The sequence below is a fragment of the Mesorhizobium sp. NZP2077 genome (assembly GCF_013170805.1).
Classification (GTDB): domain Bacteria; phylum Pseudomonadota; class Alphaproteobacteria; order Rhizobiales; family Rhizobiaceae; genus Mesorhizobium.
Genome location: NZ_CP051293.1, coordinates 227,539 through 253,004 on the forward strand (window position 1 = coordinate 227,539; position 25,466 = coordinate 253,004).

26 protein-coding genes are annotated in these 25,466 nt (G+C 61.4%); 16 read left to right on the plus strand and 10 right to left on the minus strand.

The annotated features are described in order from the left end of the window. The first annotated feature begins 17 nt into the window (after positions 1-17). The 8 genes from HGP13_RS01040 (at position 18) to HGP13_RS01075 (ending at position 7,257) form a co-directional block, all read left to right on the plus strand. The gene (locus tag HGP13_RS01040) at positions 18-1,661 is read left to right on the plus strand and encodes a dihydroxyacetone kinase subunit DhaK (RefSeq protein ID WP_172220310.1); all 1,644 of its coding nucleotides are present in this window, start codon (positions 18-20) and stop codon (positions 1,659-1,661) included. 72 nt (positions 1,662-1,733) lie between these two features. After that, positions 1,734-2,336: a dihydroxyacetone kinase subunit DhaL gene (gene dhaL / locus HGP13_RS01045; RefSeq protein ID WP_172234575.1), complete on the plus strand. Its 603-nt coding sequence runs from the start codon at positions 1,734-1,736 to the stop codon at positions 2,334-2,336. Beyond that, positions 2,333-2,722 carry a dihydroxyacetone kinase phosphoryl donor subunit DhaM gene (dhaM, locus tag HGP13_RS01050; protein ID WP_172220312.1) on the plus strand — a complete coding sequence of 130 codons (390 nt, stop codon included), beginning with the start codon at positions 2,333-2,335 and terminating at the stop codon, positions 2,720-2,722. The genes dhaL and dhaM overlap by 4 nt, the downstream gene beginning before the upstream one ends. Before the next feature lie 18 nt (positions 2,723-2,740). Then, complete coding sequence (locus HGP13_RS01055) at positions 2,741-3,043, plus strand: HPr family phosphocarrier protein (RefSeq protein WP_172220314.1); 303 nt, start codon at positions 2,741-2,743, stop codon at positions 3,041-3,043. Positions 3,044-3,084: 41 nt separating this feature from the next. Continuing rightward, on the plus strand, positions 3,085-4,659 hold the full coding sequence (ptsP, locus tag HGP13_RS01060; protein ID WP_172220316.1) for a phosphoenolpyruvate--protein phosphotransferase: 1,575 nt from the start codon (positions 3,085-3,087) through the stop codon (positions 4,657-4,659). A gap of 7 nt (positions 4,660-4,666) precedes the next feature. Then, positions 4,667-5,092: a hypothetical protein gene (locus HGP13_RS01065; RefSeq protein ID WP_172220318.1), complete on the plus strand. Its 426-nt coding sequence runs from the start codon at positions 4,667-4,669 to the stop codon at positions 5,090-5,092. A gap of 32 nt (positions 5,093-5,124) precedes the next feature. Further along, a complete protein-coding gene (gene dhaK / locus HGP13_RS01070; RefSeq protein ID WP_172220320.1) occupies positions 5,125-6,111 on the plus strand; it encodes a dihydroxyacetone kinase subunit DhaK in 987 nt (328 codons plus the stop codon). 117 nt (positions 6,112-6,228) lie between these two features. Then, on the plus strand, positions 6,229-7,257 hold the full coding sequence (locus HGP13_RS01075) for a nucleotidyltransferase family protein (RefSeq protein WP_172220323.1): 1,029 nt from the start codon (positions 6,229-6,231) through the stop codon (positions 7,255-7,257). Between the two features lie 84 nt (positions 7,258-7,341). Here HGP13_RS01075 and HGP13_RS01080 read toward each other — a convergent pair whose 3' ends face one another. From HGP13_RS01080 to HGP13_RS01095, 4 genes are all read right to left on the minus strand, one after another. Beyond that, the gene (locus HGP13_RS01080) at positions 7,342-8,325 is read right to left on the minus strand and encodes a serine kinase (RefSeq protein ID WP_172220326.1); all 984 of its coding nucleotides are present in this window, start codon (positions 8,323-8,325) and stop codon (positions 7,342-7,344) included. Beyond that, positions 8,322-8,756, minus strand: a complete 435-nt coding sequence (locus tag HGP13_RS01085; RefSeq protein ID WP_172220329.1) for a lasso peptide biosynthesis B2 protein — start codon at positions 8,754-8,756, stop codon at positions 8,322-8,324. The genes HGP13_RS01080 and HGP13_RS01085 overlap by 4 nt, the downstream gene beginning before the upstream one ends. A 19-nt stretch (positions 8,757-8,775) precedes the next feature. Then, positions 8,776-9,060: a PqqD family protein gene (locus HGP13_RS01090; protein WP_172220332.1), complete on the minus strand. Its 285-nt coding sequence runs from the start codon at positions 9,058-9,060 to the stop codon at positions 8,776-8,778. Positions 9,061-9,517: 457 nt separating this feature from the next. Then, positions 9,518-9,970, minus strand: a complete 453-nt coding sequence (locus tag HGP13_RS01095; protein WP_246707246.1) for a DUF2259 domain-containing protein — start codon at positions 9,968-9,970, stop codon at positions 9,518-9,520. A 31-nt stretch (positions 9,971-10,001) separates the two neighbouring features. Between HGP13_RS01095 and HGP13_RS01100 the strand changes: the two genes are divergently transcribed. The 4 genes from HGP13_RS01100 to HGP13_RS37715 all read left to right on the plus strand — a co-directional run bounded on the left by HGP13_RS01100 (position 10,002) and on the right by HGP13_RS37715 (position 13,120). Beyond that, a complete protein-coding gene (locus tag HGP13_RS01100; protein WP_172220335.1) occupies positions 10,002-11,909 on the plus strand; it encodes a propionyl-CoA synthetase in 1,908 nt (635 codons plus the stop codon). Positions 11,910-12,033: 124 nt separating this feature from the next. Beyond that, positions 12,034-12,282: an acyltransferase family protein gene (locus tag HGP13_RS37705; protein ID WP_246707247.1), complete on the plus strand. Its 249-nt coding sequence runs from the start codon at positions 12,034-12,036 to the stop codon at positions 12,280-12,282. Positions 12,283-12,398: 116 nt separating this feature from the next. Next, a complete protein-coding gene (locus HGP13_RS37710; protein ID WP_246707248.1) occupies positions 12,399-12,914 on the plus strand; it encodes a hypothetical protein in 516 nt (171 codons plus the stop codon). Continuing rightward, positions 12,911-13,120, plus strand: coding sequence for a hypothetical protein (locus HGP13_RS37715; RefSeq protein ID WP_246707249.1), 210 nt, complete (start codon positions 12,911-12,913; stop codon positions 13,118-13,120). The genes HGP13_RS37710 and HGP13_RS37715 overlap by 4 nt, the downstream gene beginning before the upstream one ends. A gap of 58 nt (positions 13,121-13,178) precedes the next feature. Here HGP13_RS37715 and HGP13_RS01110 read toward each other — a convergent pair whose 3' ends face one another. The 6 genes from HGP13_RS01110 to HGP13_RS01135 form a co-directional block, all read right to left on the minus strand. Then, positions 13,179-15,566 carry a polysaccharide biosynthesis tyrosine autokinase gene (locus HGP13_RS01110; RefSeq protein ID WP_172220338.1) on the minus strand — a complete coding sequence of 796 codons (2,388 nt, stop codon included), beginning with the start codon at positions 15,564-15,566 and terminating at the stop codon, positions 13,179-13,181. A gap of 137 nt (positions 15,567-15,703) precedes the next feature. Next, a complete protein-coding gene (locus HGP13_RS01115; RefSeq protein WP_172220341.1) occupies positions 15,704-16,600 on the minus strand; it encodes a UTP--glucose-1-phosphate uridylyltransferase in 897 nt (298 codons plus the stop codon). 74 nt (positions 16,601-16,674) lie between these two features. Further along, a complete protein-coding gene (locus tag HGP13_RS01120; protein WP_172220344.1) occupies positions 16,675-17,643 on the minus strand; it encodes a glycosyltransferase family 2 protein in 969 nt (322 codons plus the stop codon). Further along, positions 17,633-18,583 carry a glycosyltransferase family 2 protein gene (locus HGP13_RS01125; RefSeq protein WP_172220347.1) on the minus strand — a complete coding sequence of 317 codons (951 nt, stop codon included), beginning with the start codon at positions 18,581-18,583 and terminating at the stop codon, positions 17,633-17,635. Before HGP13_RS01125 ends, HGP13_RS01120 begins: the two co-directional genes overlap by 11 nt. Further along, positions 18,583-19,572 (minus strand): glycosyltransferase family 2 protein, encoded by a 990-nt coding sequence (locus HGP13_RS01130; RefSeq protein WP_172220350.1) that lies wholly within the window; start codon positions 19,570-19,572, stop codon positions 18,583-18,585. Before HGP13_RS01130 ends, HGP13_RS01125 begins: the two co-directional genes overlap by 1 nt. 15 nt (positions 19,573-19,587) lie before the next feature. Then, positions 19,588-20,760 (minus strand): glycosyl transferase family 1, encoded by a 1,173-nt coding sequence (locus HGP13_RS01135; RefSeq protein WP_172220353.1) that lies wholly within the window; start codon positions 20,758-20,760, stop codon positions 19,588-19,590. Positions 20,761-21,153: 393 nt separating this feature from the next. Between HGP13_RS01135 and HGP13_RS01140 the strand changes: the two genes are divergently transcribed. Genes HGP13_RS01140 through HGP13_RS01155 form a run of 4 tightly spaced genes read left to right on the plus strand, consistent with a single transcriptional unit; the run spans position 21,154 to position 25,437 of the window. After that, a complete protein-coding gene (locus HGP13_RS01140) occupies positions 21,154-22,638 on the plus strand; it encodes a lipopolysaccharide biosynthesis protein (protein WP_210266339.1) in 1,485 nt (494 codons plus the stop codon). 4 nt (positions 22,639-22,642) lie between these two features. Beyond that, complete coding sequence (locus HGP13_RS01145; protein WP_172220356.1) at positions 22,643-23,536, plus strand: polysaccharide pyruvyl transferase family protein; 894 nt, start codon at positions 22,643-22,645, stop codon at positions 23,534-23,536. 16 nt (positions 23,537-23,552) lie between these two features. Next, positions 23,553-24,581, plus strand: coding sequence for a glycosyltransferase family 2 protein (locus HGP13_RS01150; RefSeq protein WP_172220359.1), 1,029 nt, complete (start codon positions 23,553-23,555; stop codon positions 24,579-24,581). Between the two features lie 34 nt (positions 24,582-24,615). Continuing rightward, positions 24,616-25,437: a galactosyl transferase gene (locus tag HGP13_RS01155; protein WP_172220362.1), complete on the plus strand. Its 822-nt coding sequence runs from the start codon at positions 24,616-24,618 to the stop codon at positions 25,435-25,437. The last annotated feature ends 29 nt before the right edge of the window (positions 25,438-25,466 follow it).

Consider the following 25,466-nt stretch of genomic DNA (forward strand, 5'->3'; position numbering starts at 1 on the left):
AATACGGGACGAATTCGATGAAGCACTTTTTCAACCGCCGGGAAACGATCGTCACCGAGGCGCTGGACGGCCTGTTGCGCACCATTGGCTCGGGCGACCTCGCGCGCCTCGACGGCTATCCCGAGATCAAGGTCGTGCTGCGCGCCGACTGGGACAAGACGAAGGTCAGCGTCGTCTCCGGCGGTGGTGCCGGGCACGAGCCATCGCATGCCGGCTTTGTCGGCAAGGGCATGCTGACGGCGGCTGTCTCGGGCGAAATCTTTGCCTCGCCGAGTGTCGAAGCAGTGCTGGCGGCCATTCGCGCGGTCACCGGCCCGGCCGGCTGCCTGCTGATCGTCAAGAATTATACGGGCGACCGCCTTAATTTCGGCCTGGCGGCCGAGAAGGCGCGTGCCGAAGGGTTTCGCGTCGAGATGGTGATCGTCGCCGATGATATCGCGCTGCCCGACATCACCCAGCCGCGCGGCGTCGCCGGTACCTTGTTCGTGCACAAGATCGCGGGGCATCTGTCGGAGACCGGCCATGATCTGGCAGACATCGCAGTGGCGGCGCGGGGGGCCGCGAAGGACATCGTTTCGCTCGGCATGTCGCTGTCGTCCTGCTCCATCCCCGGCCAGCCGCATGAGGACAGGTTCGGCGAAAATGATGGTGAGCTTGGCCTTGGCATTCATGGCGAGCCCGGCGTCGAGCGGATTGCCTTGCAAAGCGTCGACAGGCTGGTCGCGATCATGGCGGACCGCCTCGCGGCAGGGCTCGATCCGAAAGCAAGCTATGCCTTGCTGATCAACAATCTCGGGTCAGTGCCACCGCTTGAAATGTCTGTGGTCGCCAATGCAGTGCTGGCCTCGCCTCTGGCCAAGACCGTCAAGCTGACGATCGGCCCCGGACCGCTGATGACGGCGCTCAACATGAACGGCTTCTCGCTGTCGCTGATCCGGCTGGATGCGGCGCGTGAGGCCGCCTTGCTGGCACCGGTCGGCCCGCACGCCTGGATGCCGGCAAAGCTGGTCGCGGCGCCTGCCATCGTGCCGATGGCGAAAGCAGCCAGGCAAAGTACTGCGCACAAGGCCAGCCACGATGCCGGAGCCAGGCGTCTGATCATCACGGTCTGCGAAAGACTAATCTCGCTCGAAGCGACGTTGAACGGGCTCGACGCCAAGGCGGGCGACGGCGACACCGGCTCGACGGTTGCGACCGGCGCCCGCAGCATCGTTGAGCGGCTCGATGCGCTGCCGTTGGCGAACCCTGGGGCGACGCTTGGGGCAATCGGCGACACACTGAGCGCCTCGATGGGCGGCTCCAGCGGGGTGCTGCTGTCGATCTTCTTCACGGCCGCCGCCCAAGCCCTGGACGGCGGCGCCAGCGTGGCCAAGGCGCTGCTCGCCGGGCTCGAGCGGATGACTTTCTATGGCGGTGCAAAAATTGGCGATCGCACGATGGTCGATGCGCTGGAGCCAGCCCTGAAAGCGCTCGACGCCAACGGGCTGGAAGAAGCCGCGGCGGCCGCCCGGCGCGGCGCCGAGGCAACGGCCGCCATGGAGAAGGCAAGGGCCGGACGGTCTGCTTATGTCGGCGCCAAATTGCAAGGCGTCGTCGACCCCGGCGCTCATGCGGTGGCCGAGGTGTTCGCGGCCGCCGCCACGCTGCTCGTGTCGGCCTGACGCATGCACCAGTTGTCGAATGACCGTTCTTTCGCTACTGCCGGCAGACTGGAAACCGGGGATTTGGGCGATATGGTGGCGTTGAACCTTGCCAGGTTGATCACGGTGGCCGCCGATACGATTGCCGCTCACGCCGAGGAATTGACTGCGCTCGACCAGGCGATCGGCGACGGCGACCATGGGCTGAACATGAAGCGCGGCTTCGAAGCCGTGCGGGCCGAGGCCGATGCGTTCGCCGCCAAACCGCTGCCCGACGCCCTCAAAGGCATCGGCACCAAGCTGGTGATGACGGTGGGCGGCGCTTCCGGCCCGCTGTTTGGCACGCTGTTCATGGCGCTGGGCAAGGAGATTGCGGCGGACCCCGATCGCGCCAATTTGACGGCGGCCTTCGGCAAGGCGATCGAAGCGGTGGCCGCGCGGGGCAAGTCGCAGATCGGCCAGAAGACAATGCTCGATGTGCTGCAGCCGGTGCACGACGCGCTCGCTGGCGGCAAGACGGTGGCTGACATCGCCGACATCGCCGACGCCGCCGCCGAAGCGACCGTGCCGATGAAGGCGCTGCGCGGCCGCGCCTCGTTCCTTGGCGAGCGCTCGATCGGCCATATGGATGCCGGCGCGCGCTCGACCGCGCTGCTGGTGCGCACGGTGGGGCAAGCGATCGGGGAAAGCGCATGAGCAATGTCGGGATCGTGATCGTGTCGCATTCGCCGCTGGTCGCGGAGGGCACGGCCGACATGGTACGCCAGATGGTGGGCGACGAAGTGCCGCTTGCATGGTGCGGCGGAAACGGCCATGGCGGGCTCGGCACCAATGTCGAAGCGATCATGGGCGCCATCGACAAGGCCTGGTCGGAAGCCGGTGTCGCCATCCTTGTCGATCTCGGCGGCGCCGAGACGAACTCTGAAATGGCGGTGGAGATGATCGGCGAGCCGCGTGCGCAGAAGATCATCGTCTGCAACGCGCCAATCGTCGAGGGCGCGGTGATGGCCGCGACCGAGGCATCAGGCGGCGCCTCGCTGAAGGAAGTGGTGGCGACGGCGCACGAATTGTCGCCGTCGTGAGTGAACGGGATTTCTAAAATGTCCGCAGCCGCCGAAGCGACCGTCCTGATCACCCACGATGTGGGCCTGCATGCGCGTCCTTCGGTGAAGTTCACCAAGCTGGCCAAGACGTTTGTCGCCGACGTGGAAATCGCGCTTGCCGCCAACGGGCCATGGTTCGACGCCAAGAGCATCGTCAAGGTGATGGCGGCCAAGGCGCCGAAGGGCACGGTGCTGCACATCAGGGCCAGCGGCGACGGCGCCGAGGACGCGGTCAGCGCGCTGATCGATCTGGTGCAGCGCGATTTCGACGAGGACGCCGGTCATGCCCGGTCGGCTTGACGCTGGCGCACGGCTTCGCCGGTCCGCAAGGAATGCGGACCATGCGGATTGAGGGTGTCCCGGCCTCGGCCGGCTATGCCGAGGGGCCGCTGTTCGACCTCGACCGGCCGTCGGCCGTCTATGCAGGCAAGGCCACCGCAGCCGAAGAGAAGACATCGCTGCAAGCCGCGATCGGCAAGGCCGTGAACCGGCTTTCGGCAATGGTAGAAACCGCCGACAGCGATGCCGCCGGTATCCTCGAATTCCACATCGCCATGCTGGAGGACGACGCGCTGAGCGGCCCGGCCTTCGCCTCGATCGCTTCCGGAAAGACCGCCGACGTGGCCTGGCGCGAGGCACTCGATGCCGAGATCGCCGGCTACGAGGCCTCGGACCAGGACTATTTCCGCGCCCGCGCCACGGATTTGCGCGATATCAGAGACCAGGTGCTGCGCGCCCTGACCGAGGACGGCGGCAGCACAGCGCCTGCCGGTGCCATCCTCTGCGGCGAGGACATCGCGCCGACGCAATTTCTCGACACCGACTGGAGCAGCGGCGGCGGCATCGCCCTGAAGGCGGGCAGCACGGCCAGCCATGTCGCCATGCTTGCGCGCTCGCGCGGCGTGCCGATGGTGGTGGGGCTGCGCGAACCGCTTGCCGATCTCGCAGGAGTCGCACTGCTCGACGCCGAGCATGGCAGTATCGTGCTGGCGCCCTCGCCAGCAGAGATCGGCTCGTTCCGGCAGTCGTCGTCTTCCTTCGCGGCCCGCCAGGGCAAGGCGCGAACTTTCCTGGCGCGCCCGGCGGTGACCAAGTCCGGAACGGCGGTGCGTGTGCAGGTCAACATCGCCGACCCGTCGGATGTCGACGGCATCGACATCACGACCTGCGACGGTGTCGGCCTGATGCGCACCGAATTCCTGTTCGGAAAGTCCTTGCCGGATGAGGAGACGCAGTATCGCGCCTATCGCAAGGTGCTGGAATGGGCCGGGGAAAAACCGGTGACGATCCGTACCGTCGACGCCGGCGGCGACAAACCGGTGCCGGGCTTCACCGTCGAGGAAGGCAATCCGTTCCTCGGCCTGCGCGGGATCAGGCTGTCGCTGGCCCGGCTCGACATTTTTCGCGTGCAGATCAGGGCATTGCTGCGCGCCGCGCCACACGGCAATCTCAGGGTCATGTTTCCGATGATCGCAATGGCCGAGGAGTATGAACGCTCAACCGCATTGTTTGCGGAGGAGCAGATGGCGCTTGTGGCGCGCGGTGTCGCGCATAAGATGCCGCCACTGGGCATCATGGTCGAGGTACCGTCGGTGGCGATTGCGCCGGAGGCGTTCGCCGGCGTCGCCTTCTTCTCGATCGGCTCCAACGATTTGACGCAATATGTGATGGCGGCCGCGCGCGACAACGCAGCGGTGGCGCACCTCAATTCGGTCCGTCATCCTGCGGTGCTGCGGCTGCTCGGCTCGGTCACGGCCTTTGGGCAGGAGAACGGCATTCCCGTCAGTCTGTGCGGCGATGCCGGTGGCGATCCCGTCTCGATACCGGCGCTGCTCGAGGCCGGCTTGCGCGATCTTTCCGTCGCGCCGGCACAACTGGCCATGGCCAAGGCGGCCATTTCCGATGTTTCGGTCTAGGGCTGGCATGGTCGATATCAAACCCGAACCCGGTTCCGAAGAGGCGATCCGCGCCTACAAGACGATCCTGTCGCAGGTCATCGACCAGCGCCCGTCCGGCATGCGGCAGCGCCTTGCCGACGCGCTTGGCAAGCACCGCAGTTTTGTCACGCAGATCTCGAGCCCGGCCTATACGATCCCTATCCCGTCAAAGCATCTGCCTTCGATCTTTTCCGTCTGCCATTTCAGCCCGGCCGAGCGGGATCAGTTCCTCGCCGCCTACCATCAGGCGCATCCGGGAAAAATGTCTATTGCTGCCGGCATGCGCAGGACGCGGCACGTGTCGCTTGTCGTGCCCGATTTCGGCGACGACAAGCAGAACGCGGCGCTCGACCGGGCGATCAACGAATTCATCCAGAAGATCACCAGCATCGCCGGCAAGGGTGGCGGCTGACCATTTCTTGCCGGGCTGTTTGGGAGGACGCCATGAAGAAATTTATGAACGCGGTGGACACGGTGCTGACCGAGAGCCTCGACGGTTTCGTCGCCGCCCATGCCGACATATTGACGCTTGGCGACGAGCACAAATTCATGCGCCGCAAGACCTTGCGGCCGGGCAAGGTAGCGCTGATCTCCGGCGGCGGATCCGGCCATGAGCCGCTGCATGGCGGCTTTGTCGGCCACGGCATGCTGGACGCCGCCTGCCCCGGCCAGGTGTTCACCTCGCCGACGCCGGACCAGATGCTGGCGGCGGCGCAGGCCGTCGACACCGGCGCCGGCTGCCTGTTCATCGTCAAGAATTACGAGGGCGATGTGATGAACTTCGACATGGCGGCGGAAATGTCGGAAGGCATCCTGCAGGTAGTGACCAATGACGACGTCGCCGTCGAGAATTCATCCTATACGACCGGCCGGCGTGGCGTCGCCGGCACGATGGTGGTGGAAAAGATCGTCGGCGCGGCGGCCGAGCATGGCCTGGCGCTGAAGCCGTTGAAGGTGCTGGGCGAGCGCGTCAATGCCGTCACCCGCTCGATGGGCGTGGCACTGACCAGTGGCACTGTGCCAGCCGCCGGCAAGCCGACCTTCGACATCGGCGATGGCGAGATGGAATTCGGCGTCGGCATCCATGGCGAACCCGGCCGCCGCCGCGACAGGTTAAAGAGCGCTGACGCGATCGCCGAGGAAATCTGCGCCTCGATCCTGGGCGATCTCGGCGACAAAGCGAAAGGCCCGGCTCTGCTGTTCGTCAACGGCTTCGGCGGCACGCCGCTGATGGAGCTCTATCTGATGTACAACAGCGCGCGAAAGATTTTCGAGAGGCGCGACGTGACGATAGCCCGCTCGCTGGTCGGCAGCTATGTCACTTCGCTCGACATGGCTGGCTGCTCGATCACGCTGACCATGCTCGATGACGAGATGATCGGCTGGTGGGACGCGCCTGTCCACACGGCGGCATTGCGCTGGGGCATGTAGCAATTCCAGGAAAAGTGGGCAGCGGTTTTCCGTTTGCGCAAAAACGACTGTTGCGCTGGCTTCGCCCGCGCTTTTCTGCAACCATTCTGGACAATTAACGCAACATTTGTCCGGTTGATGCTGCCATCCCTCACCTTTGCTGAAGAAAGATTGCTGCTGCGCTTTGCCGATCCGGTGGCCGCGGCAGTCGAGGACGATGTGTCGGCAAAGGCTCTGTCGGCGCTGCTCGACAATGCCGAATTCCACGGCGTCCTGCCGATCATGCTGCGGAAATTGCAGGAGCGCGGCGACGCGCGGCTGCCGCCGGACGCCGGCTTGCGGGAGAAACTGGACGATTTGCGCGACAAGGCGACGATCGCCACCGGCCAATCGATGCTGCTGCAATATCACGGCGACCGCATCATGAAGGGGATGGCGGCAGCAAGCATTCCGGCGCGGATCGTCAAGGGGCCGGTCTTCGCGCGCAAGCTCTACCGCAACGTGTCCGACAGGCCGTTCACCGACATCGACATCCTCGTCGAACCCGCCAACCTTGCGCGGGCAAACCAGGTGATCGCGGCATGCGGCTTCGAGCTCGGCAGCGACGAGGCCGAATCCTCCCAGTTGCAGGAATTCAAATGGCTGGAAAAGGAGAATTCCAGCCTGCTGGTCGAACTGCATGGCGACCTGGTGCATGACACCGGCATGCGCAGGCGCCTGTCGCTGGGTTTCCGCGAACTGGGCATTATCGACGGCGAGGCAACGGACACGCCGGCAGCGCTTTTGACGATTGCCATCGTGCACGCCGCCGGCGGCCACAAATTCCATCGCCTGCAGCTTTGCATCGACGTGCTGCAAGGGGTGCGGGCGCTGCAATCGGGCGAATCGGAAACCCGCCTGCTCGATGCCGCCCACATGACCGGCATCGAGCTCGAACTGGCGATCGTGCTCAATGTGACCGGCCAGTTGTTCGGTGAGCGCCGAGCACTTGAACTCGCCGGACGGATCAAGCCCGACCTCTCGATACGGCTGGCCAAGCGGCTGATCACGACGAACACGCTGCTCAGGGTGAATTCGAGGAAAAAAATCGGCTCGCGCCTGCGCCGAGATGCGTTCCGCTGGATCCAGCGGCTGGCCAAGGCCAGAGCAATTTCAGGAAAAGCGTGAAACGGTTTTCCCGGGAAAAGCGCGTAGCGCTTTCCCTTGGAAATTGCGCCTAACAATGAAGCCAAACACGGCGTGAGCAAGTCTTCAGTCTTGCTTCCCCAGTGTGGCGATGATCAGCGCTGCCGCGTCGGCAGGGCGTGCGCCCACCTCCAGCGTGAAAGTCGGCACCGACGACACCAGTCTGCCTATCGTCGCCAGCCGACGCTTCTGCGACGGCAGCAGGCCGGTCATGCCAGTGCGGACATTGTCCATCGCCAGAGCCACCATCGCGTCGGTCCGGGCCATGGGCACGAGCCGCGTCTCCCTGTCGGAACGCGCCAGGTGCAGGAGCGCGGCTACCGGCCGGGCAACGGGGCTTTCGATGCGTATAATTTCGCTCAACCGTTCCAGCGAGACGGCCTGTTCGCCGTTGCGGTCCCATGACGGGCCAAGGCATGGCGCCACCTCGGGAATCATCCGCGCGGTGTTCTCGTGGATCTTGGCGTGGCGCGGCAGTCCCCAGGCCATGGGTCGGTCCGAGCCGACGTCCAGGATCATGGCATCATCGGAACAGAGGCCGAAACCTTGCGTCGCAAGCGCTAGCGATGTCGTGCTCTTGCCGGTGCCGCTTGGCGCATGGATCAGCACGACTGTGTCGTCATCCGGCAACGTCAGACCAGCTGTGTGCAGCATATGCTGGCCGCCGGCGTCGAGCGCCGCGTCCAGCACAAGCATCGATGGCGTCCAGGCGGCTTTGCTGCCAGGGCGAACCCTCAGTTGACCCCAGCCCTCCACGTCATTGATGGCAACGGTCTGGCGTTCGGGAAAAATGAGGTGGATCGTGCTGCTGTCGACGATCATCCGGCAGTAGCCGTCCTCTGGTATCTCGCCGTCGAAGACGAGCGATCCATCGGGTGTTTCGTCCAGGATTTCCGTCTCCGCGATATCGAGGCGAAACCCCGGCTCGACAGCATCTTCAATGCGCAAAATGCCCAGCATCCTGTCGAACTCTTGCCACAGCTCGGGTCGCTCGGCCGATATGCCGAGGACCTGGCCGTTGAGGTCATAGCACACCGAAGGCCTGGTCAAGCGGTGCGCACCTTTGAGACATCTGCATGGTGGCGATAGATCTCGACCATGCCGGGAAGGCTGTCACTGACCACCGGCCTGCCTTCGAGGCAGACCCAGCAATGCGCCGAGACGCGTGGCGTCTGCAGCGACTTCGGATCGACGCCGAAACGCAGTTCCGGATCGAAGCCGGCGAGGCGCAGGAATCGATGGCCGAGCAGACCTTCCCTTAGGCACCTGCGGTCGCGCATCAGCCAGGGATGGCGCACGATGCGGTTGACGCGGGCGACGATGTAGCTGGCCGGCAGGCCGCGATAGGGCGTCGAGGAGGCGAGCGGAGCCCATTTCAGCACGTCTTCGAAGCTCCGCCCGGCAATGAGGGCGGGCATCAACCGCGCGCTTGCCCAGAGATGGCAGCGAAACAGGGCACGCAGGAGCGGACCGTCAGCCATCAGCCGCGACCCTCAGCCATCAAGCACCTGGGGCCGCGAGGATACCTTCCGAGACCAGATCGACGGCCAATGCCGCCATGTCCTCGTCGAGCGTATCCTTGTCGACCTCGAACTCCGCACAAAGCAGGCCGACGATCTGGTCGAGGCTGCGCGCACCATCCACCTTGTCGAGAAAGGCTTCGGTCGTGCTGTTGCAGGTGTAGAGCTGGCCGCTACGCGCCAGAAGCACGACGGCACCGTCCCCGACATGCTGGACCGAGGCGTCGTCCGCCAACCGCAAAACCGTTCCAGAGGCAATTTCCATCCCGTACCCCCAACAAGCCATGCAAGAACCCCGAAATGAGATAGCGCGGTGGTGGGGCGCTGTCTATCGGCCGGCCGGGAGATGGCGTCTCGGCTCGTTCGGCTTTGCATCTTCGCAGGGTGTTTGCCCAATTGAGAAGTCGCATTCAAGTGCCTGCTTGAGTCCGAAATCGTCCCAGAAATAGTCGTCAACGCTAGATGACAAGCAGGTGAACTGGCCGGCAGGGCCGTTGCATTTCTTCCCCTAAGTAAGGTAAGGACTCCTGGGGTTTTGGGGAGATAGCGTATGCGTTACAACTGGGAGCGGGCTCCGACGACTTTCGAACGTCATCGAAAAGCCCTGGCGGCAGCCATTTTGATCTTCGGCGGCGTAGGCCTCATGCTTGTGGCCCTGCCGATCTAGTACAATCGAATTTGTCCAATGAATACCGTTCGTTAGACGGCTACCGGTCGGCCTCTCACCGAGGCTGCCCGGTCACGGCAAGGAAGCGGCGGTCGCGCCCTTCAAAGCCCTGGCTGAAGCGCTGCACCAGCACGACAATCACCGCCGGTTTGCCGGAAGGTGCGAATTCGTAGGATTCCGACAGGCTGTAGGAGGTCGGGCAGTTCCTCGAGCCCGGCACGGCCATGTCCTCATGTAGGGTCTTGAACGGCTTGCCGTCCTGTCCCTGCAGTGTCAGCCGGAAGCCGAGCGCCTTGCCTGTCTTGTCCCCCTGAAGGGCTTTGTCCCCCTGAAGTGTCTTGTCACCTTGTGGTGTTTCTTCGAAGCTCGCCGAACAATCGGTCGTGCTGTTGGCCAGGATCTCGTCAAGTTGGATGGTTGAAACCTCGGTTTCATCATAGAGCCGGGACCGGTTCAGACGAAAATCAGGGAAGACAGCGCCGGAAAAAACAGCATAGGCTGTTGGCAAAGACGGCAAATGGTTCCTGGGGAGGTTACGGATGGCTTCACGCTATCACGAGGTCTATGACGGCTGGACACGCGACCCGGAACAATTCTGGGCGAATGCTGCCGGCGCCATCGACTGGTATTCGCCTTGGGACAAGGTGTTCGATGCCGCTGCCGGCGTCTACGGTCGCTGGTTCACAGGCGCGACCTGCAACACCTGCTACAACGCCATCGACCGGCATGTCGCGGGCGGACGCGCCGACCAGATCGCGCTGATTTACGACAGCGCCATCACCGGAACGGTGAAAAAATTCACCTATGCCGAGCTGAAGCGCGAGGTGGTGGCGCTGACCTCGGTGCTGAAGAACCGGGGCGTCGCAAAGGGCGACCGCGTCATCATCTACATGCCGATGGTGGCGGAGGCGGCCATCGCCATGCTCGCCTGCGCCCGCATCGGCGCGGTGCATTCCGTGGTCTTCGGCGGCTTTGCCTCGCATGAATTGGCCACCCGCATCGACGACGCCAAGCCGAAGCTGATCATCTCGGCCTCCTGCGGCCTGGAGCCGGGCCGGATCGTTGCCTACAAGCCGCTGCTCGACCGAGCGATCGAGATGTCGCGCCACAAGCCGGATGCCTGCCTGATCCTGCAGCGCGACCAGCTGCGATGCGACCTGAAAGATCATTTCGACATCGACTATGCCGACGCCGTTGCGCGCGAGCGGGCAGCCGGCGCCAATGTCGACTGTGTGCCGGTGCTCGCCACCGATCCGCTCTACATCATCTACACCTCAGGCACGACCGGCCAACCCAAGGGCATCGTGCGCGACAATGGCGGTCACATGGTCGCGCTGAAATGGACGATGGAGAACGAGTTCGGCGTCAAGCCGGGCGAGGTGTTCTGGGCGGCGTCCGATGTCGGCTGGGTGGTCGGCCATTCCTACATCGTCTACGGACCGCTGCTGCATGGCTGCACCAGTATCCTGTTCGAAGGCAAGCCGATCGGCACGCCGGACGCCGGCACCTACTGGCGGGTCATCTCGGACCATGGCGTCGTCGCGCTGTTCACCGCGCCGACGGCGTTCCGGGCGATCAAGGGGCAGGACCCCAAGGGCGAGTTCCTCCCCAGATACGATCTGTCGAAATTCCGCACGCTGTTCCTCGCCGGCGAGCGCGCCGACCCGGAAACCATCAAATGGGCGGAGCAGAAGCTCAACGTGCCGGTGGTCGACCATTGGTGGCAGACCGAGACCGGCTCGCCGATGACCATCAACCCGGCCGGGCTCGGCCTGTTGCCGGTGAAATACGGTTCACCCGGCGTACCGATGCCCGGCTACGACATCCGCGTGCTTGATGACGCCGGCCACGAAGTGCCGCGCGGGATACTGGGCAATGTGGTGGTGAAATTGCCGCTGCCGGCAGGCTGCCTGCCGACGCTATGGAACGCCGACCAGCGCTTCCGCCAAGCCTATCTCGACGAGTTCCCCGGCTTCTACAAGACGGCCGATGCCGGCATGATCGACGAGGACGGCTATCTCTATGTGATGGCCCGCACCGACGACATCATCAATGTCGCCGGCCACCGGCTCTCGACCGGCGCCATGGAAGAGGTGCTGGCCGCCCATCCCGATGTCGCCGAATGCGCTGTGGTCGGCATCGCCGATGCGATGAAAGGGCAAATTCCGCTTGGCTTCGTGGTGCTGAACGCCGGTGTCGCGCGTGACGGCGGCGCCATCGAGAAGGAGGTCGTCGCGCTGGTGCGCGAGCGCATCGGCCCGGTCGCCGCCTTCAAGACCGTGGTGACGATCAAGCGCCTGCCCAAGACGCGGTCGGGAAAGATCCTGCGCGGCACCATGCAGAAGATCGCCGACAAGGAGGCGTGGACGATGCCGGCGACCATCGACGACCTGGCCATCCTCGACGAGATCACCGCTGCGATGAAGGAGCGCGGGATCGGGATTTGAGGCCGACGCGGGAGCGATCCGCGCAGCTTTCCCTGCCGAAGAGCTTATCCTGATCGGTAAGCAATACTTTTATTGTGCAATGGAGCAAGCCACCCTACAGTGTCTGACGGGGGGCCATCCGGCGGTGCGGTATGGCTCAGCAGAAATTACGTTTGGCGGCGTCGACATCCTGCGGTTTCTCGCCGCCGTGCTGGTCATGGTCTACCACTATGGCTTCTGGGTGTGGGCCTATCCCGATGGCATCTCGGCGCAGGCCACGGGCGGTGTTCCCCCGCAACCTGATATAGGCGCCTGGGTCGGGTCGGGCTGGGTCGGCGTTGAAATCTTCTTCGTTATCAGCGGTTTCGTCATTGCCTTCAGCGCCGAAAAGTAGACCCCGCTGCGGTTTTTCGAGACCAGGGTCAAACGGCTGGCGCCGGCGGTCTGGATCTGCGCGCCCATCACCGCCGTGCTGTTGCTGCTGACGGCCTGAGCTGGCCGACCTATGCGGTGGTCCGGCTTGTCCGCACCAGCCTGTTCGCGCCATATGGTCCGTGGGTGGACAGCGTCTACTGGACCCTCCGCATCGAGATCGCCTTCTACGCCATCGTCTGGGCCCTGCTGCAGCTTGGCCGCTTCCATCTGATGGAGGGGGTCGCCATCGCCATCGGCCTTGTCAGCACGCTGTTCTGGTGCCTGTACTATCCGCTCGGCTGGGCCGACTTTGCCGAGACGGGCTGGCTGCGGCTTGCGCTGGTGCATCATGGCTGCTTCGTCGCGGTCGGCGTGCTGCTGTGGCTGATGCAGTTCAAGGCGCTGACGCCCTCGCGCCTTGCTTTCTGCCTGCTGTTCCTTGGTGGCGGCCTGCTGCAGATCGCCAGTTCCGTCGAGGTCCATAGCATCAAGGTCAATGCAGTGATGCCCTATGCGCCGCCAATCCTGATCTTCCTCGTCGCGATTGCCTTGATGGCATGGTCGCTGCGGCTCGACCTCAGCTGGAGCGGCTGGCGCCGGATCGGCCGATGACATATCCGCTCTACCTGATCCACGACGTCGTCGGCGCGGCAATGCTCGGGGCGATGGTCCGCGCCGGAGTGCCTTATCTCCTGTCGATGGTAGCAGTCGGCGCGACCATGATCGCGGCAAGCTGGCTGGTTGCCATCGAGGCCGAACCGCGCATCCGGCTGCTGCTCGACCACACGATTTTCCGCTACCGGCTCAAGGCCGCTTAGCCAATGCCATCGCCAGCCGCGATGACGCGGCTGGCCTCACCAGAAACGGCGGGATCAATCAGACCGCTGCCTTGGTGCGCACTTCCGACTTGTCGAGATAGTAGCTCGAATATTTGTCGAAGAATTTCTCCGACGCGCCGAACGATCCGTATTTGGCGAGCTTCTTCAGGTCGACCTTGTTCAGCACCGCGCCGACGATCTTGTTGGCGACATAGGGTTCGGATTCCAGCATCGACCGCACCATGGCGCGCGGCGTGCGGCCCCATTCGGTGACCAGCACGAAGCCGTCGACCAGTGGCGCGAAGGCCTTGGCATCGACCACCGGTCCGAGCGGCGGCAGATCGACGACGATGTATTCGAACGTCTCCTTGGCGTTTTCGATGAAACGCCGCATTCCGGCCGAGGACAAGAGCTCGCTGGTGTGCGAGAAGTTGCCGCGCAGCACGGCGGGGATGATGGCGAGCTTGGTCTGCCGGTCGATCTTGCCGACGGATTGCCAGGTCTGGCCGTTGACCACGGCTTCCATCAGGCCTTGCTCGGCCTCCATGCCGAGGCTGCGGCTGAGGCCGGGATTGCGCAAGTCACCATCGATGAGCAGCGTCTTGGCGCCGTTGGCCGCAAGCAGCCCGGCGAGATTGGCCGCGACCGTCGACTTGCCTTCGCCGGGAAGCACCGAGATGACGCCGACGACGCGGCTGCCTTGGCCTTCCATCACGACATCGAAGGCGATCTTGGCGCTGCGCAGCGTTTCGGAGAACATCGACGCCGGAGCGTCGATGCTCACCCGCATGCGTGCGCGCCTTTCAATGGCGGCCGGCGACCTGGCGGTCTTGGCATCCGGCTGAGCCTCAGCTTGCTTGTCATCCTTGGCGGGTCTGCTGCCGATGGTCGGCAGGTAGCCGAGGAATTTGAGGCCGACGCGGTCGCGCACCTCCTCGCCGGTCCGGAAGAACCGCTCGTTGAATTCGTTGAGGCCGCCGAAGCCGGCGCCCATCAGCACACCGAGCACGAGCGACAGCCCAAGCACCACCATCGTGCGCGGGCTCGAAGCTGCCTGCGGCATCGAAGCATCCGAGATGATGCGGATCTTGCCTACCGGGAAAGATTGCTGCTGCGCGGCTTCCTCGTAGCGGCCGAGGAACGTCTGATAGAGCGTGGTGAGCGCCGTCGCCTTCTGGTCTAGGTCGCGCAACTGGACCTGCGACTGGTTGTCGATGGAACTCTTGCCCTGTGCGGCAGCGACATTGGCCTTGAGCGCGGTCTCGCGCGCGAGCGCCACCTCATACTCGTTGCGATAGCTTTCGGTGAGTTGCTTCAGTTCGCCGAAAATCTGCGTCGAAATGTCGGCCTTCTCCTTGGCCAGCGCCAGCGCCTGCGGATGCTGCGGGCCGAAATTGGCCTCGACGTCCTGCAGCCGCTTGGCAACCGTCAGATAACGGGTCTTCAGCGCCGCGATGACCGAACTGCTGGGCTGATCAGCCGATATTGCGGCGTCATTGAAAGCGTTGTCGGAGCCGCTGTTGATAATAGCCTTATATTGCTGGTAACGCGCACTGGCGCGTGCCGTGTCGGCCTGCGCCACGATGAGTTGGGCATTCAGATCGGCAAGCTGCTTGTCGCTCATCAGCTGGCCATCGCTGTTTGCGGAGAGGCCGTGTTCGGCCCTGAATTTCTCGACCGCGAGCGATGCCTGCTGCGAGCTCTCGCGCAGTTCCGTCAAGCGGCCCTGGAGCCAGACCGCCGCGCGCTCGGTGGCGTCGAAGCTGGCATCGAGCTGGTCGGCCAGGTAGGCCTCGGCATAGGCCTTGGTGATCGCCGCCGACAATGCCGGGTCGGTCGACTGATAGCCGAGCGCGATGACGTAGCTTCGCCCAACACGCTCCGCCCTCACCTCGTTCTGCAGCTTGAGGATTGCGTAGTCGCGGCTCGAGGTCGCGATAAGTGCATCACGGGTTGCAGGGTCGAGCTTGCTGATGTCGCCAACTCCGGGAATGGTGGGGCTGGGGCGGACAAGCTGGATCAGCCCACGGATGAAACCGACGCCCTTGGCCAGCGCCGACTGGGGCGGGTTCATGAAGGCATCGTTCTGGCTGAGCTTCAGCTTGTCGACGACCACGGCGGCGAGCCGCGTCGATGTCAGGATCTCGATCTGGCTCAGAATGGCGGAATCGGTTTGCATCGTCGTCGACGCCGCCGAAATGTCATCGACGATCTTGTTCAGCCCCTCGTCGATGAGCACGCTCGAGATCGACACATATTTGGGCGGCGTTGTCTGTAGATAGAGCATGCCCAGGAAAAGACCGATGGCAGCGCACACGGCAACCACCTTGGCTTGCCGCGCAGCCATGCCAAGCAGCCGCTCGATATCGATGAAGTCTTCGCCGTTTCCTGCGTCCGAATTCGGCAATGGCATCCTCTTGTCGAGAGGAAAGTTGGCATAATTCATCGTCGGTCCAATTCTAGCTTACAGGCGCCTTGAAGATCGGGAGCATCGCCAAAGGCAACGCAAGCTTCATGCCAGACGGCGCGGGCCCCTCGGCCCCGCGCCGCCAGCCATCCGGCAATACTCCCGAAAGATGGGCATTATGCGGCTTCTTCCTGACGTTCATGCGACCGGACGAACTCCTGAAGCATCTCGAAAATCGGGCCCTTCATGTCGTTGCGCGCCAGCGCAAAGGCGATGTTGGCCTGGATGAAGCCTTCCTTGGACCCGCAATCGAACATGCGGCCCAGGAAAGGCTGGGCGAAGAACGGCTGGCCCTTCGACAGGCGGACCATGGCATCGGTCAGCTGGATCTCGTTGCCGGCGCCACGCTGCTGATTGCCCAGCAGCGCGAAGATCTCCGGCTGCAGGATGTAGCGGCCGTTGATGTAGAAGTTCGACGGCGCGTTGGCCGGGGCCGGCTTTTCGACCATGGCCGTGACCTCGAAACCACCGCCGATATCGGCGCCACGGCCAACGATGCCGTATTTGTTGGTCTCGCTCGGATCGCAGCGCTCCACGGCGATGACGTTGCCGCCGGTGCGTTCATAAAGGTCGACGGTTTCGGCGAGGCATCCTCGCCCGCCGAAGGACACCATGTCAGGCAAAAGCAGGGCGAAGGGCTCGTTGCCGATGACCTCGCGGGCGCACCAGACGGCGTGGCCGAGGCCCTGCGGCGACTGCTGGCGGATGAAGGAGGTGGCACCGGCCACCGGCAGCATGCTTTCGAGCGCCTCCAGCTGGGTCTTCTTGCCGGTCTGCTCCAGGGTTCCGATCAATTCCGGATGCAGGTCGAAATAGTCCTCGATGACCGCCTTGTTGCGGCCGGTCACGAACACGATGTGCTCGATGCCGGCCGCGAAGGCCTCGTCCACCGCATATTGCACGACAGGCCTGTCGACGACGGGAAGCATTTCCTTCGGCATCGACTTGGTCGCCGGCAGGAACCGTGTTCCAAGCCCCGCTACCGGTATCACGGCCTTCCTGATTTTCTTCATCGCAAATTCCTTCTGAGGAGATCGACTGCAGTTCCTTCACAGGCCACGAAAAATCCCTCCATGTGCCTGCATCTTCACCTCCCCACCCCCACGGCAAACTGTGCCGCTACTCGTCGCAACCGCACGGCGATCGGCATCCCCATATGCCTGACCGCCGCCGGGTCGCTGAGCGCCGTCCGGATCGCCTTGAGCGGGGACCGCGCCTTGATGTGCTGAACCATCGCCAGGAAGGAGGCTGCCTTGCGCAGGCTGCGGCCGCGCCGGGCGAAAGCCGCCTGGGCCGCCTCGTCCATTTGATGAGTTTGTGCGAATGCAGCATCCGCCTTGCGCATCGCTTCGACATGGTGAAGCTCGAGCACACGCGAGATGGAGCCGCTGCGGATATGGTAGGCATAGCCGATCTCGGGCTCGACCACGCATCGGCCGCCTTTGGCCAGAGCCTCGGCAAACAGGATGTAGTCCTCGCCGATCCTCAGTTTCTCGTCATAGCGAAGCCGGTTCTCGTCCAGGAACCGGCGCTGAAAGATCGGCTTGAGGTAGCCGAGGTTGAACTTCGATTCGAAGACGATGTTGCCGGCGATGTAGGTGGCGAGCGTTATCTCGCGCAGGCCTTCCAGATACTGCCGCGGGAACATCGCATCCTCGACAACACGGTCCTCGCGGACGACCTGGAGATTGTCGACGGCGATCTGGGCATCGGCTTTTTCGGCACGGTTGATCATGGCGGCGAGACGGCCGGGAAAGACGGCGTCGTCGGAATCGAGAACCGCGATCCACCTGCCGCGGGCGACGTCGAGCCCGGCATTCCTGGCACCGCCCGGACCACGATTCTTGGCCAGGGCGACGACGCGCACGACGTCCCCGGGATAGGCCCGCGCCACATCGAGCGTGGCATCGCGGGACTGGTCATCGACGACGATAATTTCGACGCTGACATCCTTCTGCGCGATGGCGCTGGTGATCGCCCGGTCGAGTGTTGCCTCGGCATTGTAGGCGGCAATGACGAAGGAAACATCGGGGGTTGGGGAAACGTCAGGCTGCACGCGTGCCTCCTTCCCCAGGCGAGGATTGGCCGTAGAGGCGTATCTCGCGGATGCCGACAAGGCCGCTGACGACGCCGACATGCATGATGCCGCGCAGCACGCTGCGGTTCCTGCGCACCGGGCTGGCGACGACGGGAAGTGCCGCGGCGAAACAAAAGGCTGCCTTTGCGGAGGCCAGGCCGACATGCTTGATCAGCCCGATGCCGCGCGCATTGCTGCCGAGAAGGTGGCCATGCGTCTGACCGACGCGGAAGCGACGGCGGCCGAGCCAGTCGAACGCGGCCCTTGAGCGCGGCACCACCTCGTCCACCCAGGCCTCTTGAGAAAACGCGATGCGGCCGCCGGCCTTGACCATCTGATCGAAGAACTCGGTGTCTTCGCCACCGGTCTGGCCACGCGCCAGGCTGAAGCGACGACCGCGCAGGCTGTCCGATCCCATGCGCAGCAGGACGTTGCAGGTGTAGCCGGTGCGGATCTCGCCGTGCACCCAGACCGGCAAGGTCGAATGGAAATCGCCGCGGCGCATCCAGTCGGGCGCATCCGGGCGGTAAAGCGCCCGCACCGGGCCGAGCACGGCTGTTGCGCCACTGTCCTCGGCCGTCGCTACTAGCTCGGCCAGCCAACGGGGAGAGGCAGTCTCATCATCATCGATGAAGGCGAGGAAATCCGCCGCGCTGGTGTCAAGGCAAGCGTTGCGGGCGACCGAGATGTTGCGCGCCGGGGCATGCCGGTAGCGGACCGGCAATTTCAATTCCTGCGACAGTGCCGTCACCAGGGCCTGCGCGCTTGGCGTGTCGTCATTGTCGGCGACAATGACGCCGATATCGAACCCTGTAGGCATCTCCATGGCGGCAAGCGAGCGCAGCGTATCCGCCAGTTCCGGACGCCGGAACGTGCAGACGCCGATATCGATGCTGCGGTTCTTGGCCTGAACCACCATCACGCCACCCCGCGTCGCGCGCAGAGGCCGAGAAGCTGCAGCCAGAAGCCGACAGACCAGCCGAAATGCATGACCATGGCCGAGACGCCAGCCAACGCAATGTCGGCATTGCGCTGGCGGATGGCCGTCACCAGGCCGTAGCACAGGCATACCGCTGCCCAGATCAGCAGCGGCACCGCCGCGATCCACTGCACGAAGGAGAAGGCCGCCAGAAGAACCACCGGGAAGACCGCCAGTGGCACCATCTGCCGGACTTTCGGGATGACGCGGTGCTTCAGCACATTCTTGGCGCGGCCGCGGCCATAGCCGAGATACTGGAAATAGAGACCTTTGAGCGAGGCGCGCGGATAGTAGACCATCTGCGTCTTGCCACTCATCCAGATCTTGTAGCCGGCCTGCCGCAGCCGGTAGTCGAGCTCGGCATCCTCGTTGTGGCTGAAGGTTTCGTCATAGCCGCCGACTGCGCCGAAGGCCGATATCCGCATCAGTGCGTGATGGCCGTGGTCGACCCATTCTCCGGCGGAGAGGTGACGATGCTTGGAGCCGCCGGTGCCGAGTTTTGAATTCTGCGCCGCCGCGACCGATTTCTGCACAGCACCGCTGCCGCTGGTCAGCATCGAAACCACGACCGAATCCGCTGATGTGGCCAGTGCTTCCTCGATCAGCCGATCGCAATAATCGTCGGGATAGCCGCCATGGGCGTCGATACGGATCAGATACTGCGCGCCTTCGCCAAACGTGCCGACGGCGAGATTGATCGCCGCACTCTGGATGCGCCGCTTGTTGTGCAGCAGGATGACGCGCTCATCCTTCGCGGCGATCTGCTCGACAATGGCCAGCGTGCCATCGGTGCTGCCGCCATCGGCGACGATGATCCGGGCGCCAAGCCTTTCGGCGGAGGGCCGCAGCTGATCAAGCAGCGCACCGATATGGGCTGCCTCGTTCAGGCAGGGGACCACGATCAGGCTGGAGGGAAGCGTTTGCGTCATCGGGCGATGTTCATCCTATGCCAGGGCTTCAGTCGCGAGGGGTTCGCGCACGGTGGTCAGGCGGTGCAGTTTTTCGACCAGCGCCCTGCAATCACTGCGATCGTAGCTCCAGGTCCTCGGATTGCGGGCAAACACGCGCGCCTTCAGCCTGCCGTAGCGGTGCTCCTCCATCTTGCCGAGTGCTGTTTCGAGCGCGTCCGATGAAGCCTGCGGCAACAGGACGCCGATGTCCTGTTGGCTGAGGAACCGTCCGGTCTCCGTGTGGCACATCGAGATCGGCACCGCCCCGAAGCGGCAGCCTTCATAGAGGCGGTTGGGCAGCAGCCATTCCGAATTCTGCCCCTCTTCGAAGAAATCGATCGCCCAGGAAAAATGGACGTCCTGGTAGATCGCCGCCATGTCCTCCGGATTGCGGTACGGCCCGCGAAACGACAGGTGAGGCTCGGCATCGACGAAGGCATGGAAATCCGGGAATTCGGAGAGCGCCGGACGGCCGCGCAGCACGACTTCGAAACGTCCATCCATGCGGCGCGTGAAATCGGCCAGCAGTTCGAGCGAGCGGCGGCAGCGCAGCGCTCCGAACCAGCCGATCCGCCATGGCGGAGCGGCAGGCCCTTCCACGGCCTCGCGTTCGGCGGGCAAGATCGCTGCCGCCTCGAAATATTTGTTCTCGACCAGCTCGACGGGAGCGGCGACCTGGCGGAACGGCTTGAAATAATTGGCGATGAAGGCGGGCGAACTGGTCACCAGCAGCTTCACGTCGCGCGCCAGATGGCGCTCGGTGGCGCGCAGCGCCTTGCCGAGAATATCGTCGCGGAGCACCAGGCGGTGGATGTCGAGGCATTCATAGACGATCGGCACCGTGGCGCCGAAGGTCGATTTGGCGCGGCGGGCCAGCGCCAGCATTTCCAGATTGCGCGCGACGATGAGATCGGGCCGCGGCGTGTTCGCAAGCTTTGAACCGATTGAAATCGCGGCTGTCGCCACGGCCACCAGGCGCTGGGCGAATCGGCCGTCTCGCGTCGCGCCAAGGTCGATCGGGCGCAATCCTTCTATGTCGGCAATCGGGGTTTCGGTACGGCGGAAGCCCGCCAGGGTAACCCGGGCGCCGCCCGTCCTGAGCATTGTGATCCGCCGGCGAACCGCCGGATCGGAAACATCGTGCACCAGGTACAAGACATGCAGCATGAAAACTCGACCGCTGTTTGACCCCACCCACAGGGATGCTAGTACAGCTCTTGCTGCATCGCAACATTTTTGGCGCGGCGATGGACATTTTCTGTTGCACTGCAAAATTATTGCCGTATCCTGAGTTGGGCGGCGGGCGCAGATTTCCGGGCGGGGATATGCGCAAAAATCAGGAATCCTGAATTTGGAAGCCAGTTCAGTCTATCCGCCATACGGCCTCCTGGTTTGGAGTCGTGTTAGGGCTAGGGCTATCGAGAGCACAATCGCGCAGCCCCTACCATGGCGGTTGCTGTTGTCGTCAGGCGGGCGCGCTCGCGGCTACATGGAAGCCTTATTCATAATCGGCGAGAAATGGAGCCGTTTCGCGGGCATTGATTTCCGAGAGATCAAGAAATGAAAACCGCTATTAATATAGATGGAAAAACTTACGCACATCTCTCGTCGCGGCGTTCAGTTGCAGCTATGCGAGGGGTGTTCTGGTCCACGATAAACGCAGTCGTGCCTACATTATCCAGCAGCATTGTTTTCATAATCAGCTCTCGCTATCTGATGCCTACCGACTTTGGTCTTGTAGCTCTGGCAGGAAGCTTAGCTGCGTTGGCCAGTGCGTTTGCACCCGGCGCGTTCGGGGAAGCGCTTGTTCAGCGCTCGTCGTTAGACAAGAGCCACTTAGATTCAGTCTTTTGGCTCTGCATGGTGTCTGCGGCCATTCTGTATGCATTGATCATTATATTTTCTGGGCCAATAGCGAGATTCGTTGATCAGCCTGGCATCGTTGGCCTCCTGCCTCTTCTCGGCTCTCGTGTTCTATTCGATTTGGGTGCGGCCGTTCCGAATGCGTTGATATCGAGAACGATGTCGTTCGGGCTGATCGCCATGAGAACCACCTTGGCTGCGAGCCTGTCTGGCGTTGTCTGCGTTTGTATGTTGGTTATGGGCTATGGCTTGTGGGCTCTGGCGGTCTCGCAGCTCTGCCTGTCGATCGTTTCATGCGTTGCGGCGTTTTGGAGCGCAGGATGGCGACCTGGAATCGAAATCAGGGCGAAGTCGCTTCTGGACGTTGGACGTTACGGCCTTTTCGCTTCAGGAAACCGCTTTCTCCAGCTTATGAGTTTCGATCAGATTATAATTGGCGCCCTTGTCGGGCCGGCGCCCCTAGGCGTTTTCAACTTTGCGAAGCGCGTTTTTTCCATACTGAACGATGTGATAGCAGGGGCACTCGGCGCAGTATCGCACACCTTGCTATCGTCACTTCAGAATGAACGCGACAAGCTCAAGGACGCATTCCTGCTTGGTACTTTTGCCTCTGCTTCGGTCTCATTTCCGGCTTTTGTCGGCCTTGCGGCCATCGCCGGTGATGCGATACCTTTGATATTCGGATCGCATTGGTCTGAGGCAATTGCGCCGATACAGGTGTTTTGTTCCATCGGACTTTTAAGTTGCATTGGCGTTCTGCAAAGCTCTCTCATCAATAGCCAAGGCAAAACCGATTGGTGGTTCTGCTACCAATTGGTGGCGCAGATGCTGAATATTCTTCTCGTCATAGTGTTCTACCGCTACGGTATTCTGGCAGTCGTCTCTGCAATCGCTATCAAGACTTTTGCGATATGGCCTGTCTCAGTGGCGATGACAGTTAAAACTCTTGATATACCTGCGACAACTTATCTCCGACAATTCGTCTCACCGACATGCGCTGTGGCGCTGATGCTGATCTCAGTTATATTGGTGAATCGCTACCTTGGGGACGCTTCGTTCAGTATCCGGGCTGCAGGAGAGGTGATCGTCGCAGGACTGGTGTACTCCGCAGCCCTTGCTTCCATGTCTCATAGCCGGCTCCGATATGTTTTCTCACTTATCAAGAGCAGGGGCCGGAGTTGACGTTGTGAAACTAACCTATTTTCAGAGCCCTGTTCCAAATTTTGGTGATGAACTCAACGCCTACATGTGGAGGCAACTCCTCCCTTCCGGCTTTCTTGATGATGACGAAGGTGAACTCTTTGTTGGAATAGGATCAATTCTGTGGGACTATCATCCAAAAGCCCCACGCAAAATCGTGGTCGGCTCCGGATACGGGGGATACTCGCCTCCCCCAGATGTTCATGATGGATCATGGGAGATTGTTTTCGTTCGCGGTCCGCGAACTGCGCAAGTTTTGTCTGTTCCGGAGAAGAGCGCGATTACGGACAGTGCAATCCTTCTTCGCGCACTACCAATTCCGGCCCCAGCTAAAGACATAGCCATCTCTTTCATGCCGCACTATGAAAGCCTGGACCGGGGATTATGGCGCGAAGTCTGCCGGCTTGCAGGCGTTCATTTGATAGACCCAACTGCCTCCGTCGAAACGATCCTGTCTGAAATCACACGGACGGGTATTTTGATCACGGAGGCAATGCACGGCGCTATCGTGGCGGATGCACTCCGAACCCCTTGGGTCGCCGTTCGCCCCATCCATAAACAACACAGATTCAAATGGTACGATTGGGCCGAGTCTCTCGGACTCACTCTCCGTCCCGAAAAACTATTTCCTTCAAGTGCTCGCGAAGTCTGGTCCTTAGCGACTGGAGGGCAGGGAAAGGGTTATGCAAGCAGACTGTTGGGCGGGTCGCTTGCGCGCCCTGCAAATTTCACCTTGATACACATCGCGGCAGCATCCCTGCACCGGCTTGCTCGTACCACACCTCAACTGAGCGCTGACGGCGCAATTCTTAGGGTGACTGAGCAAGCTCAATCAGCGCTGGATAGCTTTGTCCGGCGACGGCAGCTGACGGCGCGTTAAATGCAAGGTGACACACATGGATCCAAATAGCTCAGTAAATGTAGCTGTAATTATCCCGTTCTTTCAAAGAGAAAGGGGGGTTTTACAAAGAGCCCTGCGATCTGTGGCAGCACAAACGCTTATGCCGACGATTGCCATGACAGTCTTTTTGGTGGACGACGGTTCTCCGGTTCCCGTCAGTGAAGAGGTTGAGGCATTCGATATACCGGCTCCCCACCAGCTTGTCATCTTGAAGCAGCAAAATACCGGACCAGGCGGAGCGCGCAACTGCGCACTTGACAATATAGATCCGGCCCACTTTGATTTTGTTGCGTTTCTAGATTCTGATGACGAATGGTTACCGTGCCACTTAAGCCAAGCTCTTATTTCTCTAGGCGATGAATTTGACTTTTACTTTTGTGATCATACTCGATTTGATACAAAACAAAGTTGGTTTGATGATCTTGATGTCACCACGGCTTGGAAAAATTCTAGAGAAACCTATTTACGCCAACTTGATGACAGGGATTCTGTTTTTATAGTCGATCCTGATGACCTCTTTTTGGGATTGCTGAAAGAATATCTTAGCCAGACTTCGACAGTTGTCTTTCGTTTTCCAAATCATTCCGGGCTGCGGTTTGACACCGAGCTCAGAAATGCCGGAGAGGATCATCTTTTCTGGCTATCTCTTGCATCATCTTCATGCGCAGTAATCTCTTTTGACAGCAACGTCTATTGCGGGAAGGGCGTTAATATTTACTATAGCGCCTTTGATTGGAATTTGAAAAGCTCGGTCGATCGATATGGTTACTTGGTGCTATTTTATTTAAAGATCAGGTCGAAATTCCCATTGAACGCGGCGGGTCAGTCTATAAATAATGATAATATACGCATATTCTCACGCACATATTCGTATCTATTTTTTAGATTATTCTTTAAAGGAAAATTTCCTAATATTTCCGTCACAAAAACGATACTTCATAAATCAATTTATATCGTTTTGTTGATGCCTCTTAATTTCATTATTTCAGCAATAAGTGGTCTCGACAAAAGACGCAGTTGGTAATCGAATATAACTTCGAGAAATTTTGGATTTTTTCATGACACTGGCGCCCCCTGACCAGCCTCAGATTATCGACTTCATAATTCCCGTCCGACATCCTACTACGGTTGTTGATTGGGAGGTCGTTAAGAAGAATCTTAGCGAAACTATCAAATCGATTTCCGCACAAACTGCACCGAATTGGCGCGCGGTGATCATTGCGAACGACTGTGCCGATCTACCTGAAACACCTCCAGGATTTACGGTTCGTCGCGTGAATTTTCCACCTAAATTCTTGCCATCCCGAGATGTCGATCCGGAAGCCTTCTTCGAGGCCGTCCGATCCGACAAGGGACGTAGAATACTGGAAGGGTTCAAAGAATTGAAGCCGTCCAGCTATGTCATGATAGTCGACTACGACGACTTCATCAGCAATCGTCTGGCCGCTCATGTCGCTGACAAAAAGGCCGCAAACGGGTGGTACTTCAGCACCGGATATGTATACAGCGGCTCGCGTCTGACATATATCTATCATGATTTTTTTGAGTTTTGTGGGACATCGCTCATCATACGCGCGGATTTGTTCGGGCTGCCCGATGACCTGAGCCAAGTTCCCGAACTTATAGTTCGAAGGAATCTCGGCAGCCACAAATTTATCACAAAGGATTTAGAGGCACGAGGCCAAGCGCTAGAGTCCCTGCCGTACCCAGGCGCAGTATATCGGGTCGGACATCAGGGCACGACAAGCGGTTCGCGAAAGTTGCTATCTGAAATGCTGCCTCGATGGATGCTTCGGCATCGCCCCATTGAGTATGTCAGAAGGGCTACGCGGTTTAGATGGATGACAGCATCCAGGCGGCGGGAATTTTCGATCCCCTGAAAGCTTGAGCACTGCTTTGATTATGTCTC